General features: G+C 51.7%; 13 protein-coding genes. 5 read left to right on the forward strand and 8 right to left on the reverse strand.

Annotation, left to right across the window (positions count from 1 at the left end; genetic code table 11):
- Positions 1–201 precede the first annotated feature (201 nt).
- The 7 genes from UF06_RS22055 to UF06_RS22085 form a co-directional block, all read right to left on the reverse strand.
- Positions 202–1,416 carry a hypothetical protein gene (locus UF06_RS22055; protein WP_171816777.1) on the reverse strand — a complete coding sequence of 405 codons (1,215 nt, stop codon included), beginning with the start codon at positions 1,414–1,416 and terminating at the stop codon, positions 202–204.
- 13 nt (positions 1,417–1,429) lie between these two features.
- Complete coding sequence (locus UF06_RS22060) at positions 1,430–2,062, reverse strand: energy transducer TonB (protein WP_039422706.1); 633 nt, start codon at positions 2,060–2,062, stop codon at positions 1,430–1,432.
- A gap of 4 nt (positions 2,063–2,066) precedes the next feature.
- The gene (locus tag UF06_RS22065) at positions 2,067–2,474 is read right to left on the reverse strand and encodes a biopolymer transporter ExbD (protein WP_039422707.1); all 408 of its coding nucleotides are present in this window, start codon (positions 2,472–2,474) and stop codon (positions 2,067–2,069) included.
- Positions 2,475–2,545: 71 nt separating this feature from the next.
- Entirely contained in the window at positions 2,546–3,073 is a 528-nt protein-coding gene (locus tag UF06_RS22070; protein WP_045572388.1) for a MotA/TolQ/ExbB proton channel family protein, read from the reverse strand.
- A gap of 9 nt (positions 3,074–3,082) precedes the next feature.
- Entirely contained in the window at positions 3,083–4,444 is a 1,362-nt protein-coding gene (locus UF06_RS22075; RefSeq protein WP_045572389.1) for a MotA/TolQ/ExbB proton channel family protein, read from the reverse strand.
- Entirely contained in the window at positions 4,444–5,211 is a 768-nt protein-coding gene (locus UF06_RS22080; protein WP_045572390.1) for a DUF3450 domain-containing protein, read from the reverse strand. Before UF06_RS22080 ends, UF06_RS22075 begins: the two co-directional genes overlap by 1 nt.
- A gap of 71 nt (positions 5,212–5,282) precedes the next feature.
- Positions 5,283–7,883, reverse strand: a complete 2,601-nt coding sequence (locus UF06_RS22085) for a TonB-dependent receptor (RefSeq protein ID WP_045572391.1) — start codon at positions 7,881–7,883, stop codon at positions 5,283–5,285.
- 828 nt (positions 7,884–8,711) lie between these two features.
- Between UF06_RS22085 and UF06_RS22090 the strand changes: the two genes are divergently transcribed.
- The 5 genes from UF06_RS22090 to UF06_RS22110 are packed head-to-tail and all read left to right on the forward strand — an operon-like array spanning position 8,712 to position 14,384.
- Complete coding sequence (locus UF06_RS22090) at positions 8,712–9,737, forward strand: ABC transporter permease subunit (RefSeq protein WP_045572392.1); 1,026 nt, start codon at positions 8,712–8,714, stop codon at positions 9,735–9,737.
- A gap of 3 nt (positions 9,738–9,740) precedes the next feature.
- Complete coding sequence (locus UF06_RS22095; RefSeq protein WP_045572393.1) at positions 9,741–10,784, forward strand: ABC transporter permease subunit; 1,044 nt, start codon at positions 9,741–9,743, stop codon at positions 10,782–10,784.
- Positions 10,785–10,824: 40 nt separating this feature from the next.
- Complete coding sequence (locus UF06_RS22100; protein WP_045572394.1) at positions 10,825–12,654, forward strand: extracellular solute-binding protein; 1,830 nt, start codon at positions 10,825–10,827, stop codon at positions 12,652–12,654.
- A gap of 9 nt (positions 12,655–12,663) precedes the next feature.
- Positions 12,664–13,524, forward strand: coding sequence for an ABC transporter ATP-binding protein (locus UF06_RS22105; RefSeq protein WP_052702612.1), 861 nt, complete (start codon positions 12,664–12,666; stop codon positions 13,522–13,524).
- Positions 13,525–13,535: 11 nt separating this feature from the next.
- Positions 13,536–14,384, forward strand: a complete 849-nt coding sequence (locus tag UF06_RS22110) for an ATP-binding cassette domain-containing protein (protein WP_082069809.1) — start codon at positions 13,536–13,538, stop codon at positions 14,382–14,384.
- 39 nt (positions 14,385–14,423) lie between these two features.
- Here UF06_RS22110 and UF06_RS22115 read toward each other — a convergent pair whose 3' ends face one another.
- The gene (locus UF06_RS22115) at positions 14,424–16,238 is read right to left on the reverse strand and encodes an LTA synthase family protein (protein WP_226972306.1); all 1,815 of its coding nucleotides are present in this window, start codon (positions 16,236–16,238) and stop codon (positions 14,424–14,426) included.
- Positions 16,239–16,312: the final 74 nt, after the last annotated feature.

Genomic DNA, 16,312 nt, shown 5'->3' on the forward strand with positions numbered 1-16,312 from the left:
TACTTTTAGGCCAGAAAAATGGAGGCGAAGAGTATCACGATCCGCTATCGGTTGCCAGTTGATATTGGTGCGTCTGATTGTGCGCGAAAAGCGCTCCGTCGGGAGAAAAAAGGGGAAGACAAGCTTCCCCAGACGTGCGACTGACTCACACTAAACCTCAATACTCGGCCTTCGCCGCAAGGCTTGGGCCGGGTATTTAAGTTATCCTTGGCTGGCCAGATAAGTGATCCAAGGGTTAACCACTTGGCGCATCTTCTCTGACTCGGCGGCACTTTTCATTGAGCGCAGCGCATTGAGCGCGTCGTTCATTTCGAAGTAGGCCATGCCGCGCACATAATCGAGTTCCGCTTTCTGCTCTGCTTTGGCGTCGGCGGCCAGTTGCTGAGTAAACCCGGTAATGCTGGCGTACTGTTTGTTTTGTAACATCAAGCGCGCAATGCGGATCTGGCTGTTGGCCGTTGGCGCGAGCGCATACGCCTCTTGATATGCGCTGATCGCTTTGTCCAGCTCTTTCGCTTGTTGCCAGAAGCTGGCTAGGCGATCGAGGTTTTCCTGATTGCGGGTGATGTTGCCTTTCTCCATCTCGCTTTGCAGCACTTTTGCGGCGCGATAAGGGATGTTTTGATAGGCGAGAAAGTTCACCAAGCGTAGGTACTCTTTCTCTTCTTCAAACAAGGCTTGCTTGTACGCCATTTCCAACGCGGCCAACGCATTGCGATCTTGATTCAGCTCTTGGTAGGTGCCAGAGAGTTGCATCCAGTAACGCTTTTTCTGCGGATAGAGGGTGGTTAAGGTTTTGAGCACCGCCGCCACCTCGTTCAGTTGCCCCAGCTCGTGATACGAGGCCATCAGCAACATATACCAAGTCTCGCTTGGGTTTTTGCTCATGCTGATCGCTTGCTTGAGCGGTGCGATGGCGTTTTTGTAGTCGTCCATCTGCACATAGGCACTGGCTAAGGTGATGTAAGCGTGTGCTTGCGGTTTTTCATCGCTGGTTTTACCGATCTCAAACCAAGCTTTCATCGTCTCGACCGATTGCGCGTACTTATCCTCGGCTAAATACAACTGGGCTAAGCTGTAGCGCACTTGCTGCGCCACGGGCACTGGCAAGGCATCAAGCTTAAGCGACTCAGCAAAATACTTTGCCGCATTAGTGTAGTCACTTTGCAGCGAGTACAAAAAGCCGGTTTGTTGTAGTAGCACCGCGCGGTCGTACTGCTTGGTGGTACCCTCTAGCGTGTCGGTGAGTTTTTCCAGTGCCGCTGGGTATTTTTCGGTGGCGATCAGCTCCTGCACTTTATTGACAATGCGGAAGGTGCGATCGGTCAGCTGCGGCGCTTCTTTTGCCTGAGCGGGTGCAAGCGCTGCACCCGCCACTAAGGTCACAGAAGCCAGCACACTGGTGAAGGATTTCATCATGGTGGACTCCTTAGTTGATTGAGAACTCGATCTCTTGCGCCATGCGTGAGCTGACGGCTTTGCCATCGACCATTTTCGGCGTGAAGGTCCATTTGGCGACGGTTTTACGTGCCTCTTTGCCTAAATCGAGACGGCGTGGATCTTCTTCGAGGATCTTGATGTCTTCCACTGCGCCATGTTCGTTGACGGTGAATTCCAGCAATACCTTGCCTTTTTCCAAGCCCGCTTTGGCGGCTTTACGCGGCATTTGCGGTTGGAAGGTTGCTCTGGGTACTGGGCCGCTGTTGCCCGCGATTTGCGAACCGCCCCCTTGTGAGTAGTGGCCAAGAATCGAACCGCCAGTGACATTCACCGGAAGATCGAGCTTAGGCATATCCATCGGGATCTGTTCCATCACCGGCTTGACCGTCGACGTCACCTTCATTTCTGGCGGTGGCGGCGGGCGTTTCGGTGGTGGCGGTTTCGGCAGTTCGCGTTTTTTCTCCTGTACTTTTTCTTCGGGTTTGACGCGAATGAAATCGACCATGCGCAGATCGTCATTCGACGCCAGCTCGTGGCGCTCTTTATTTACCAGCTTGTCCATCCCCCAGAAGAGTCCGAGGGAGACAACGAGCGCCAGTGCAATGGAGGCCAGATAACGCATAGGCTTAATCCTTGTTGGTCGCGGCAATCGAGATGTTTGCCACACCGGCCATTCTTATCTGGTCCATCACTTTCACCACCACGCCCGCGTTGGCTTCTTCGTCCGCTTGGATGACCACCGCGCCATCTGGGCTTTCGGCACGCAGACGTTCGACGTTGGCGCGCACCGCATCGACTTCAACGCGACGTTTGTCAATCCAGACATCGCCCGCCGCGCCGACCGCGACCATGATGTTGCCTTTTTTGACCGTTTGCGCTGAGTTGGCGCTGGGGCGATTGACATCAATCCCCGCCTCTTTAACAAAGGATGTAGTAACAATAAAGAAGATCAACATGATGAAAACGATGTCGAGCATCGGCGTCATATCGATCGCCATCTCATCGCTGTTGTCGTTGCTATAGCGTCTTTTCATGACCTATACCTCTAATTCCGTTTATGAGCACAGGTGCCTTCGCGCGTTGTTCGCGGCCATGGCGCCCTGCACTAGGCAATGTGTTTGAGCTTGTCTTCCAGCTTTTGCGTGGTGACTTTGGCTAAGTGATCCAGACGTGTACTGAAAAACAGTCCGGATAACGACGCCACCATGCCCGCAAGGGTTGGAATGGTTGCCTTTGAGATCCCCGATGCCATAGCACGAGGGCTTCCTGTACCGACGATGGCCAAAATGTCGAAAACCTGAATCATGCCCACCACCGTGCCAAGCAGGCCAAGTAGCGGACAGAGGGCGATCAGCACTTTGATGATCGGCAGCCCTTTTTTGTTTTCGATGTCCTGTTTGGAGACAATCTCCTGACGGATCATTTTGGCGTTCCAGCTTGTATGCTCTTCACGTCCTGACCAGAGCGTGACGGCTTTTCTCATCGCCCGTGGAGCCACGGCAACGAAGTAGAACCAGCGCTCAAGCAGCACGACCCACAGCATGAAACTGAGGACAAAGATAGCGACCAATACATCGCCACCCATGCCCAAGAATCGTCTGATGGAGTCTAACTCTTCAATTAACCACCACATGGCGCCTCCTTAGCGCTGCTCCGCGTGCAGTCTTTCCTGATAGCGCGCGATGAAGCCAGCGCTTTGCTCTTCCAGCATCTGTACCAGACGACGCCCTTTGCTGTGCACTAGGGTGTAGAGGAACAGCAGTGGAATGGCGACAACCAGACCGAGCATGGTGGTGACCAGCGCTTCGGAAATACCGCCCGCCATCAGTTTTGGATCGCCAGTACCAAACAGCGTGATGGCTTGGAAAGTGCCGATCATGCCCATGACGGTACCCAGCAGGCCAAGCAGCGGTGCGACGGAGGCGAACAGCTTGATGGAGCCGATAAAGCGTTCGATTCGTGGTGCGTTGCGCAAAATGATTTCGTCTAGCTTGGCTTCCAGATCTTCGAGGTTATCCCCTTGGTGTTCTTGGTAAGCTTGGATCACTTCACCGAGCGGGTTGCCTGGGATCACTGCATCCGACTTCGCTTGGCGACGCATTTTGCCACCCAATACCAGCAGGCGCAGGTAAGAGAAGAGGGCGATGAGAGCGCCAATCACGCCCATGGCGAGGATCACGTAACCGACGATGCCACCTTGCTCGATGCGTTCTTGAACGGTTGGGCTTTGTACCAACAGTGAAAGGATCACGCCGCGTGAAGGGTCAATAAACAGCGGCTCGTAGTTGGAAGAGGCTTGTTCAAATCCGGCGACCAGACCAGTGATGTTGGCGCCGGGCTGACGAGAGAGCTCTTCGAATTTGCCGGTTTGCGGCACGTAGGTAACGTATTTGCCATCGGCAATCGCGTTAAATTCGCCGACTAAAGTGACATCACGCACCGCTTCGTTGCCTTCGCCGTACACCACGGTAGCCGGGGTGGTTGAGGTTTCACCGGAGATGATGATCTGCTGCAAAATGGTATGCCAGAACGCTTCGAGCTCTTCGGTGGAAGGCAACTCTTTACTTTCGGCTAGCTTGGTCAGCAAAGCGTCGCGCGCAGGAAACTGCACCGCGTTTTGCGAGGCATTAAACAGCCCCTTGAACTCGCCCGCGTATTGGCGCACCACGCCAAACATTTCACCCAGTGTGCCTGAGCGCTGACGCAGCGTTTCGCTCAGTTCAGTGAGTTTTTTGTCGTTGTTGTCAAAAGTGACTTTGAGCTGTTCGCCCAGTGCCGTTTCAGCTTTGAGCTGCGCTTTGGCTTGCTTGAGCAACTCGGCTTGTTGGTTGCGATCGGCCAGAAAAGCTTGCTCGCGCGCTTTGTTTTCTTTTGATTCAACGATGCTTTCCGATTTTACCTCTTTGAGCAGATCGTTGAGTGATTTGGTGCTGTCAGCGTGCGCGGCTCCCGCCACGAGTAAGCTTGACAATAGGGCCGCGGCGACGGTTTTGAATCCTTTCATTATTTATTCTCCCCAGCGTAGACAGGCAGTTTGATCAGTGATGGTGGCGCCTGTTTCTTAGCAATACGGATCCCTTGCTGAACCGCAAGGCGGTAGCTTTCCGGCAGTTGTTCCCATTGGCGGGTCTGTTGGTTCCACATGCCGGTTTCAATGCCGTCTGGAGATTGGAACAAAAGCGCGGTGCGGCCAATGCGTAGGAAGTCGTAAGTCACCACTTCGCCGCCGCGATCAAGGCTGGCTTTGTAAGATTCAATTGAGCGTGAGAAGCCCTCTTCTATTTGGTACGCTTCCATCACTTTACGGAATTTTTCCGAGGTGGTGACGTCGGCGCGGTCCATCAATTCACGCAATTCGTTGATGCGCTTGCGACGCTCTTTGCTTTGGAAAGGCAGATCAAGCGTGACGAAATCGTCCAGTGCGTCGATCATCTTGAGGGTCAGAGGCACCACTTCCATCGCGGTTTGATCAATCTGGGCGATCTGTCGATTGAGCGAGTCTAGTTCGCTTTGCTGCGATTGAACCATGCGGTTGATCTGCTCGTTGTAGACTTTCATGCTGTCGACTTGGCGCATGATGGCTTTGTACTCTGCCAGCATCGCTTCGGTGTTGTCGGCGTAGCCGTCGATTTTCTGTTGTGAGGCTTGTGCGGCTTTGTTGCTACCCGCTTGGGTGGAAATTACGCTGCCTGAATCAGCGGCCAACGCGCTGCCACTTACGGTCAGCATCGCGGCGGTGAGTGCACTTACGCCAAATTCCTTTAACGTCATGGTTGCATCCTTTCGTGTTTTGTCAGTCGAAAAGGGCGCGGAAAACTCCCGCGCCAAATGGGTGAGTCCGATTAGAAGTCGTAAGACGCTTCTACGTAGACCTGACGGCCAATCGGATCATCGTATTCATCCGCGTAAAACGGTGAAGTGTCGCTCAATGGATCCTTTGGCGGTTCTTTGTCGAACAGGTTGATGATGCCCAAGGTCACACGGCCACTTTCGTTAAACTGATACGAGGTGGTTAGATTCCAAGTGGTCATGCTCGAAATCTTGGTTTCGTAGCCTGCTTTCTTGGCGGCGTCACAACTTTTGAAGTAGTAGTCGTTGGCGTAGCCAGAACACATTTCATCACGGTATTTACCAAACAGGTTGACGTTGACATCTTGATACGCCCAGCCTAGGTTCAAGGTCGCGGTGTACTCTGGCATGTACTCCATCTCGTCTTTGACTGGCTCTGAGCTGCTCTCTTGGTATTCCGCTTTGAGCAGTTTAGTGACCGAGACTTTGCTTGAGAAAGAGCCCATATCATTGGTGTCGTAGGCGTAGCTGACCGACAAGTCGATGCCTGAACGGGTTTCAAACGCTTGGTTGACCGGGCCGTAGATTACTTTATCAATCGTGCCGTCTGGATTACGGATTACTTGCGTACCTGGGTATTTGCTCGGATCGTTGATCACGTCTTGGTAACTCGGCGCTTCAACTACGTCTTCCATCTTGATGTGATACCAGTCGACGGTTACACCCAGATCGTCAACAGGCTCCCACGCCAAACCAAGGTTGATGTTGGTACTGGTCTCTTCTTTCAGTTCAGGGTTTGGACCGTTGACCGTATCAAAGTGTTGAGTCGAACATTCTGGAATATTCTCATTTGGGCCAGTCCCGCCCACCGAAGCACACAGTGCTGGGTCAAAACCAGAACCAAAGCCACGCGTCTCATTGCCAAAAAGACGTTTCAAATCTGGCGCGCGGAAACCTAAACCGTAGCTACCACGCAGCAGGAGAGTGTCGGTTGGACGATACGCCAGCGAGACTTTCGGGGTGAACGCACCGCCAGTGGCAGAATCATCAAAGTAGTGATCGTAGCGGCCAGCCACAGTCAGTTCTAACTCTTCGAGAATCGGGATCAGCAGCTCCGCGCCAAGACCAACTTGGTCACGCTCGCCACCGCCAGAAGTACCGCCAAGGCCAGAGAAGCCGCCTGCGGCAGTCACGGCATCGGTTTTTTCGTTGTAGTCGGTGCGGTTCCATTCGCCGTAGACAGAGAAGCCTGACATACCCGCGGGCATTTCAAACAGTTCGCCCGCGATGGATCCGTTGATCGAGTACAGTTTAGAGTACGCTTCTTTGCTTGACGTACCAGTATACTTGGCGACATTTTCCGCTGAGATGGTGTCCAGCAGGTCAATTTCGCCGTTTTGCACCGCTTGATCCATGGTGGTGTACACCGCCGGATTGTCGGTATCGACGTTTTGCTGTGAGAAGCTGGCGTACAGTTCCCAGTCGTAGGCATCAGCAAGCAGGCCGGTCAGACCCGCCGTCACACCAAATGCGGTCGCTTCGGTATTGCTCTCACGTGGGCCAAATTCGACCAAACGGCGAGTATATTCCCCTTCGCCGCGGTTCACACCATTGACGGTGTGTGTCGCGTCCACTTCAACCGAGTAAGGGTTGGGTTCGAAGAGTGACTCGGTGGATTTGTAGCTAAAACGTGCTTCCGCCATGGCGGTCAAGTTATCGTCGATATCTTTCTCACCACGCAGCAGCAAATCAGCTTGTTTATTTTCTGGCTTCAATGTGCGGTATGCCGCGCGGTTGACGCCACAGCGACCATTAGGAAGAACAATGGCATGCTCACCAACAACTTCACTACAGGACTTACCGATATCGGTAGGAGTTAAGTTCGGCCCGTTTTTGGCGATAAAGTTAGCGCCGTAGCTTGAGTAACCACTGAATGCCGAGCGATCGGAAGCGTCGTCACCAGCCCAACTGCGATCTTTTTGCATCAGCATTTCGTTGCTGGCTAACTGGGCGACAAACAGAATGCGCGTGTCGTCCATGTCTTTACCCGCGACGATGTCGACACGACCATTTTGATAGCCGCCTTCGGTGGCGTCGCCGTAACGCGCTTTGACTGACACGCCATCAAAGTCTTTCTTCATGATGAAGTTGACCACCCCACCAATCGCATCCGAACCGTAGATCGCCGAACCTGAGTCGGTCATCACTTCGACACGCTCAATCGCCGCAATCGGGATCTGACCGATGTCTTGGAAGTTGGATACGCCGTTCTCTGCCAACGGATACTGTGGCATACGACGACCGTCTATCAGGATCAGTGTGCGAGAAGCACCTAGGCCACGCAGGTTGACCGACTGGGCCGCAGGCGTGAAGGAGAAGGAGTTGGTTTGTGCCAACGCGCCGCCGGTGTTTTGCGTCAAGCTGTTGAGAATATCTTGCGCGCTGTTAAATCCTTTTGCCGCAATATCCTTGCTGGTGATGACAGTGACAGGTGACGGACCTTCCATCTGCGTGGTTGAGATCCGTGAACCCGTGACTTTCATTTTCTGTAGTTGCTCGACTTGCTGCTCTTCTGCGAAAGCGAGTGGTGACAGCGATGCTGTTCCTAGGGCAAGACTGATCGCAACCGATAAGGCTGTTGTGTTTTTGTACATCCTTGTTGCTCCGTTTTCATTATTTCCTATGTTTTGTGGTCTAAAAATGACCAAATGTGACGTTAATATTTCGTTAACGTTGCGCGACAGATATACATGATGTGGATTTTAGAAGTCAAACCAGTGAGATTAGCGGGGTGTAAGCTGTAAAAAATATGTAAAATTTTATAATGGAGTGTTTTTATCGAGAGAATTGTCTATAAAAAACGCATTCGATAACGAATAATTTCAATAAAACAGTGTATTTTGTGTTTTTCTTAACCAGTAACGCCATATGTTGCTGATGATCGTTTAGTGGGTGAATTTACCTTGGAAAACGATTGTCTATAGAATATTACTCTGATTGCATTGGGTGGCTGCTTTTCTCAGCATAAGCTTGCGGTGAGTCGAGTGGTATCAAATTATGATACGCCTGTTGATACAAGAGCTCATGCTCATTTATAGTGTTTCATTGCCCACGCGAAAGGTGTCTTTTTATACTTAATTTTTGCGTTTTTATGTAGTGTTAGAGCTCTAAACCAATCGGAATGATGTTCTGTAGTTGCAAAAAAACTGGATTTTTATTTTTTTTACCAGCAGGGATACAGAAGGTTGAGAGTGTCGGTAGTTTGTCATGTTTTGGCGATAAACACTTGAAGCTTTGCGGATTTCGATATAAATATGGCGCTGATTATCGGGTGCCAGAGTCGAAAACCAGAGATTGAGGCTGTTTAGGATGAACACTTCGACAGGTTTAGCGGTCTATCGTTCATTCCACACATCGGTGTGGATGCTTTCATTGTTTTCCTTATTTGCCGATTCTGCACAGTGACATGGAGTGAGTTGTATATGCTGTCGTATTTTCTACGCCGTCTGGCGTTGGTGATTCCCACCTTCCTTGGGATCACGATCCTTATCTTTGCTATCACTCGATTTGTGCCCGGTGGCCCAGTTGAACGCATGTTGTCGAAAATGCAATCGCAAGGCGATGGCGCCGCGGCGATGACCACGGCAGGCGGCAACTCGGCGCTGTCTGATGAACAGATGGCGGAGTTAAACGCGTTTTACGGCCTGGATAAACCCGTAGTGCAAGCCTACGTTGAGTGGCTGAGCAAACTGGCGGTGTTCGATTTTGGCGAATCTACTCGCTATTACGAACCCGTGGGGGACATGATTGCCGAGCGCCTTCCGGTGTCGCTGTTTTATGGCGGCATGACCTTTTTTATCAGCTATTTCATCTCGATACCCTTGGGGTATTACAAGGCGCTCAAACATGGTTCCGTGTTTGATTCTGCTTCCTCGATACTGATCTTTGTTGGCTATGCCTTGCCCGGCTATGTGGTCGGCGTGCTACTGATTACCTTGTTCTCTTATCATTTAGAGTGGTTTCCGATGGGGGGCTTTGTCGGCGAAGACTTTGACGATCTGGAAACCTTTTTCGAGCGCGCGCAGGATGTGATGTGGCATGCGGTATTGCCGCTGATCTGTTACTTGATCGGCGATTTCGCCACCCTAACGCTGACGATGAAAAACAACCTGATGGAAAACCTCTCCTCAGACTACATCCGCACCGCGATTGCCAAAGGCTTACCGTTTCAGACGGCGGTACGTAAGCACGCACTGCGTAACAGTTTGATCCCGATTGCCAGCCACTTTGGCAACTCACTGCTGTTTTTTATGACCGGTGCCTTCTTGATTGAAGTGATTTTCAACATCGACGGCATTGGCCTGCTGGGTTATGAGTCGATTATTGAGCGTGACTACCCGGTGGTGATGGGCATAGTGGCGATCAATGCGGTACTCTTGCTGCTTGGCAACATCATTTCCGATATCTGTGTCGCTCTGGTTGATCCACGTGTGAAATTTGGAGCCTAGACGATGATGACATTTAGCCCATTAACGCAAAAGAAAATCCGCAGTTTTAAAGCCATCAAACGGGGTTATTACTCCTTCGTGCTGCTGTCGATCATGCTGGTGTTGTCACTGTTTGCCGAGCTGTTGATCAACAGCAAAGCGCTGGTGGTGAAATACCAAGGCGAGTATTTTTTTCCAGTGTTTAGCGATGTGCGCACGGGCAGTGAATTTGGCCAAGAGTCAGCCAGCGAAGCCAACTACCGTGAGCTGCAAAAGCAGTTTGCCGAGCAAGGGGGCGATAATTTCGTTCTGTTGCCGCTGGTGCCTTGGAACCCGTACGAGCAGGATTTTTCTGGCGATTACCCACCCACCGCTCCGGATGCACAAAGCAAGCACTACTTTGGCACGGACGTGATTGGCCGCGACATTTTGGCGCGTCTGGTGTACGGCTTTCGCACTGCGATGGGCTTTGCGCTGCTGACGATGATCATCTCCTACGCGATTGGCACAACGGTTGGTTGCGCCATGGGGTATTGGGGCGGCAAGTTTGACCTATTTGTGCAACGCTTGATTGAAGTGTGGTCGATGGTGCCGTTTTTGTACGTCATCATGATTTTAGTCTCCATTGTGCAGCCAACCTTTGCCCTGTTTGTCGGCATTAACGTCCTATTTGGCTGGATGGGCATGACTTGGTACATGCGCACCATGACCTATAGAGAGTCGGCGCGTGAGTATGTGATGGCAGCCCGAGCGCTGGGTGCTTCGACCGGACGTATTCTGTTTAACCACATTCTGCCCAATACCATGGTGATGATCGTGACACTCGCGCCGTTCACCATTGCTGGCAACATCACCGCGCTGACCGCCTTGGATTACCTTGGTTTAGGTCTGATGCCGCCGACGCCGAGCTGGGGCGAGCTGTTGCAGCAGGGGAAATCGAATTTGGATGCGCCTTGGATCGTCTCTTCGGTTGTGGCGTCGATTGTCGCGGTGCTAGTGATGGTGACCTTCATCGGAGAAGCGATACGCGCAGCGTTCGATCCGAAGAAGTTTACCCGCTATGTCTGATATGATGGGGCAACGGACTGGAATTCATAGGGATATCACAATGAAAAAATCAATGTTAGCTGCCACCTTGTCGTTGTTAAGTAGCGGCTTGTACGCCGCCACTTTGCCAGCGGATCTCAACTGGCAGAGCAACTGGGATGAGCCGCTGTTTGCTTCAAGCGAAGCGAAATTTGGTGGCACCTTGCGCACCTACATGCAGAGCTTTCCGCAAACGCTGCGCAGCGTCGGCCCGGATTCCAACTCTGGCCTGCGCTACTACATACTCGATGAAACGCCAGGGTTGCTGGACCGTCACCCCAACACCGATGCTTGGATCCCGGCGCTGGCGAACGAATGGGCGCTGACGGGCGACAATAAAACCGTCTACTTTAAACTCAATCCCAAAGCCAAATGGTCCGACGGCAAACCAGTCACCGCCGACGATTTTGTTTTTATGCTCAAGTTTTATCGCTCCAAAGATCTGGTCGCCCCTTGGTATAACGAGTACTACACCAACGTGGTGAGCGATGTACAAAAGATCGATGCGCACACCTTGATGGTGGTGAGTAAGCAGGAGAGAAACCCAGAAGACCTGCTCGAGACGTTAGGGGGCTTGCGTCCACGTCCGGCCCACTTTTATGCTAACCCGAGCAAAGATGAAAACGGTGACGGCATTGATGACAACTACGTACGCAAGTACAACTTCAAAGCCGAGCCAACTACCGGCGCCTACTCTCTGGACGACATCAAAAAAGGCAAAAGCGTCACTTTTGAACACGTTGGGCAAGATTGGTGGGGGTACAGCAACAAGTATTATCAACATCGCTACAATGTGGAAAAAATTCGCATTAACGTTATTCGCGATAACGACATCGCGATGAAGCATTTCGAAAAAGGCGATTTGGATTCGTTCGCCTTAGTGCTACCTGAGTTGTGGCACGACAAATCCAACGGCGAGTCGTACCAGAAAGGCTACATTCATAAGTTCTGGGGCTACAGCCAACTGCCTGAGGGCGCAGGCGGTTTATGGATGAACGTCGCCACGCCGCTGTTGGATGATCTCAACGTGCGCCGCGGCATCAGTTACGCCACCGATTACGATGGCATGATTGAAAAAATTACGCGCGGAGACTACTCACGTAAGCCACACGCACTGGGTACGGGTCACGGTAAGTATGACGTGCCCAATGCCAAAGCGCCGGAGTTTGATCCAGAGAAAGCGATTCGCTATTTCGAAGCGGCGGGTTTTGATCAAATCGGCCCAGACGGGATCCGCGTCAATCAGCAAGGTCATCGCCTCAGTTTTGCCATTACCTACGCCTATGGACACCACACGCCACGCATCGCTTACCTGAAAGAGCAGGCGAAAAAAGCTGGTTTGGAGTTTGAACTTAAGCTGGTGGATGGCTCTTCCGCATTCAAATATATGTTGGAGAAAAAACATCAACTGGCGTTTTTGGATATGAGCGCCTCTGCGACGCCTGCGTATTGGGAATATTTCCATTCGGTCAATGCTAATCGCCCTCAAACCAATAACTTCACTAACTTCAGCACCCCGGAGCTTGATGAGCTCATCATGGCCTATAAAAACGAGTTCGATATGGAGAAGAAGTATCGCTACTCGCAGCAGATCCAGCAGATTGTCGGCGATGCCAACGTGATCGTGCCCGGCTACATGGTGCCCTATATCCGCATGGGATATTGGCGCTGGCTCAAATTCCCGACGCCAGCGATGACCAAGAAAACCGAAACCTTGTTTAGCACCGGTGGCGCACTCGGTTTTGGTACGTTCTGGATCGATCCTGAAGTTAAAAAAGAGACGGAAAAAGCGCTTAAATCGGGCAAAACCTTTGAACCCGTGACGATTATCGACGACACCTATAAGTTGTAAGGAGTAGTCATGCAGCAAGATGTGATTTTGAGCGTGCGAGATTTAGAGGTCTCGTTTACCACCGATGATGGCCCGGTTAAGGTGCTGCACGGGGTGAATTTTGATGTGCGTGCCGGGCGAACTTTGGGATTAGTGGGCGAGTCGGGCAGTGGCAAAAGCGTCACCTCAATGGCGATTATGGGCCTGTTGCCCAAACCTTACGGTCAAGTGGTCAAGGGTGAAATCCTTTATCGCGGCACTAACCTTGTCAATCTGCCTGCGCAAGAAATGTATGCCATGCGCGGCGATCGTATCTCCATCATCTTTCAAGATCCGATGACGGCGCTCAATCCGGTGCATACCATTGGCCGGCAGATCATTGAAGTGTTGGAACTGCATCGCCCTGAGCTCGACAAACGGGCACGCAATGAATATGCCTTAGAGATGCTGAAAAAAGTGCGTATTCCAATGCCAGAGAAGCGCCTCAATGAGTACCCGCATAATCTCTCGGGCGGGATGCGTCAACGTGTGATGATCGCCATGGCGCTGGCGTGTAAACCAGATGTGCTGATTTGTGACGAGCCGACCACGGCACTGGATGTGACGGTGCAGGCGTCGATTCTCGACTTGATGAATGAACTGCAACAAGAAACTGGCATGGCGATGATTTTCATCACGCACGATCTCGGCGTGGTTGCCGAAGTGTGCGACGACGTGGCGGTGATGTATGGCGGCCGGATTGTAGAACAAGCGGAAATTTTCGAGCTGTTTGATAACCCGCAGCACCCGTATACCGAACGTTTGATGGGGCTGATGCCAAGTTTGGACAGCGAGCCCAAGCAGATGATTGATATCAAGCCGATTGACGCCAGCATGTTTGCCACCAACTAAGGAAAGCAGGGATGAGTAAAGAAGTTCTCCGTATTGAAAACCTCAAGCAGCACTTTGTTTCCGGCAAAAAGCTGTTTAGTAAAGGCTACACGGTTAAAGCCGTCGATGGCGTCTCGCTCTCGGTGTGTGAAGGCGAGACTTTGGGCTTGGTCGGTGAGTCGGGTTGCGGCAAAAGTACCCTTGGCCGGACGATTTTAAAGCTGTACGAGCCGACCGAAGGACAGATATTTTTTGCAGGGCGCGACATCACCAAGCTGTCGGCACGGGAGATGCGTCCGCTGCGCCGCGATATGCAGATTGTCTTTCAAGATCCGATGGAATCACTCAACCAGCGCCATACGGTCGGGATGATTTTAGAAGAGCCGTATATCATTCACCGTATCGGCACACCCGCTGAGCGTAAAGAGTGGGTCAAAGAGCTGCTGGTCAAAGTGGGCTTACCGGTTGAGGCGGTTAACCGTTATCCGCATGAGTTCTCTGGCGGACAGCGTCAGCGTATCGGTATCGCGCGCGCGATTGCCCTGAAACCAAAACTGCTTATTTGTGATGAATCGGTCTCGGCGCTCGATGTGTCGGTGCAGGCGCAGATCCTCAACTTATTGCTGCAACTGCAAAAAGAGATGAACTTAGCGATCATCTTCATCTCCCACGACCTCTCGGTGGTGAAACACGTTTCGGACAAAGTGGCGGTGATGTATTTTGGCAAAGTGGTGGAAGAGGGCAGCGCCAAAGAGGTGTACGCCAATCCACAAAACGACTACACCAAGACACTCCTTGCCGCGATTCCAATCACCCATCCAAAATATCGCAAACGTAAGCGCCAAGCGGAACAAGCCACTCAAGCGCAGCGCAGCGCATAAGACAAAACAGCAGCCTAAGGCTGCTGTTTTGTTATCCACTCAATTCAGGCGAGCGCGATAATCGGCGCTGCGCCCTTTGAACAGCAAATATTGAGATATGCTGTTGTAATAACTCGCTTCCTCAAACAGGGCGTTGGCCCAAGGTTGATCGCAGGCAACGGTTTTTTTACTCACGGTATCAGCGCCAAGCTCGAAGCACTGGGCGAGCTCGCCCGTTTCGGCGTTAATGGCGATGCCGTGATCTTTGCTCATCCAGAAAAAGCCCGTGCCAAAAGCAAAACTGGCACGTCCGGCGTAGTGAGGATTCAGTAAGCTTTGGCCAGTAAACCACGGTGCGTAGCCGCCCAGCCAATCGAGGGCGGTAGCACCGACGTCACGTTGTGAAGCGGTGATGGGCCGAGTTTGGTTTGGGACAGATTTATCTGAGGCGTACATCAAAAAAGGAATCGCATTTTTCACAAAGCCGCCCTTTACGGTCTTGGCTGTGTGATCCGCAAGTAAAATTACCAGTGTCGGCTTGTCTAGCTGAGCCAGTTTTGCATCAAGCTGCGGAATAAATTGGCTGAGTGCTTGATCCGCATGGTGCATCACACTGCGTCTTTCATGGATTTGCGTCTCTCGACCAAACGTATAGCCATCTTGTTCAGGCAGAAAAGAGCCATGTGTTGTGCCCGTATTGATGGTAAGGAAAAAGGGCTGTTGAGATTGACTCAAGCGATCGATTTGTCCAAGCGAGAAGCGATAAATATCACCATCCATATACCCCCACTCATTATGTACGCCTTCAAACGGGTAATCGTGCTTACCGAACGATTCTGCGAAGCCGAGCGTTTGCGCGAATGAGCCGACTTTGCCCTTGGCGCTCCCTTGTATAAACGTGGTTTGCCAGCCTTGTTGACGCAAGATATGCGGCAAGCAGACGTATTGCGCGTTTTGTAGCTGACTGGTTGAAATAATGCCGCTGGTTGGATTGGGATACGAGCAGAACGTGGCGAACATTCCTTGTACGGTTCGATAGCCATCGGCGTAGCTTGAGAAGGTGGAGAATGAGCGCTGACGCAAGCTGTCAAAAAAAGGCGTTGCATCGACATCGCCCGCATAGCTGTGCATGTCATAAGCAGGCCAGCTTTCCAGCAAAATCATGACGATGTTAGCTTGTTTGAGCGCAGCCAGTTTCGCAGGTTGCGGTGCTTGGAAAGCTTGTTGCCACATGGCGATCTGTTCAGAACTAGGATCGCGGGTGATCTTTTTGATCGCCGCACGGTCACCATTAGAGAGGTAGTAAGTGATGCTGTATGGCGCGCTCCAGGCAATAAAGGCTTGTTCACTATTACCAATATTGTAGGCGCGCATCGGCGTTTGCGGTGCATCTCCCCAGCCGCCACGAACCAAGCTTACCGTGATAAACAGCCACAATATCGCAAACGCGGTGTTGTTGTACCAAGGCGTATCGCGTCGGTTAGAGAGAGTCAGGTATTTTCCCGCTATCACCATGCAAACGAGTAGCCAAATGGTGCCAATCAGCATCGTCGCCCAATAGCTTTTCAGTGCCGTGACCAACAGTTCGCTTTCCATTCCTTGCGCGGTAAACAGTTCGAACGTGACATGTTTGCTGGCGTCTTTCGCGTATATCGCATCAGAAAAACTGCTGCCCACAATCCAAGTAATCGCCAAACACAGTAACACGTGCAATAGCGGACGCAGATCGCGTTTAAGTGCCAGCAACACCAGGTTGGTAAGGAACATCGGCGCACTCAGCATGGCCGCGATGGTCGCGTCAAAACGCAGACCATAGAGTAATGCTTCAACTCCTGCGCCAGAGAGGAGATCGACAGGAAGTTGAGAAAACGTCATTAATGCCAAACACTTACTCGTGAGTGCGACGGCAAAGAGAACCAAAAACGAACAAAGTGTATTGCGAATTAACA

The sequence above is a fragment of the Vibrio sp. S234-5 genome (assembly GCF_000960595.1).
In the GTDB taxonomy this organism is placed as follows: domain Bacteria; phylum Pseudomonadota; class Gammaproteobacteria; order Enterobacterales; family Vibrionaceae; genus Vibrio.

Bases quoted from the DNA above. Each gene is read 5' to 3' on its own strand.
- UF06_RS22065 (WP_039422707.1), bottom strand. From the start codon at position 2,474: ATGAAAAGACGCTATAGCAACGACAACAGCGATGAGATGGCGATCGAT.
- UF06_RS22105 (WP_052702612.1), top strand. From the start codon at position 12,664: ATGCAGCAAGATGTGATTTTGAGCGTGCGAGATTTAGAGGTCTCGTTT.
- UF06_RS22095 (WP_045572393.1), top strand. From the start codon at position 9,741: ATGATGACATTTAGCCCATTAACGCAAAAGAAAATCCGCAGTTTTAAA.
- UF06_RS22080 (WP_045572390.1), bottom strand. From the start codon at position 5,211: ATGACGTTAAAGGAATTTGGCGTAAGTGCACTCACCGCCGCGATGCTG.
- UF06_RS22075 (WP_045572389.1), bottom strand. From the start codon at position 4,444: ATGAAAGGATTCAAAACCGTCGCCGCGGCCCTATTGTCAAGCTTACTC.
- UF06_RS22085 (WP_045572391.1), bottom strand. From the start codon at position 7,883: ATGTACAAAAACACAACAGCCTTATCGGTTGCGATCAGTCTTGCCCTA.
- UF06_RS22090 (WP_045572392.1), top strand. From the start codon at position 8,712: ATGCTGTCGTATTTTCTACGCCGTCTGGCGTTGGTGATTCCCACCTTC.
- UF06_RS22115 (WP_226972306.1), bottom strand. From the start codon at position 16,238: ATGACGTTTTCTCAACTTCCTGTCGATCTCCTCTCTGGCGCAGGAGTT.
- UF06_RS22055 (WP_171816777.1), bottom strand. From the start codon at position 1,416: ATGAAATCCTTCACCAGTGTGCTGGCTTCTGTGACCTTAGTGGCGGGT.
- UF06_RS22100 (WP_045572394.1), top strand. From the start codon at position 10,825: ATGAAAAAATCAATGTTAGCTGCCACCTTGTCGTTGTTAAGTAGCGGC.
- UF06_RS22110 (WP_082069809.1), top strand. From the start codon at position 13,536: ATGAGTAAAGAAGTTCTCCGTATTGAAAACCTCAAGCAGCACTTTGTT.
- UF06_RS22070 (WP_045572388.1), bottom strand. From the start codon at position 3,073: ATGTGGTGGTTAATTGAAGAGTTAGACTCCATCAGACGATTCTTGGGC.
- UF06_RS22060 (WP_039422706.1), bottom strand. From the start codon at position 2,062: ATGCGTTATCTGGCCTCCATTGCACTGGCGCTCGTTGTCTCCCTCGGA.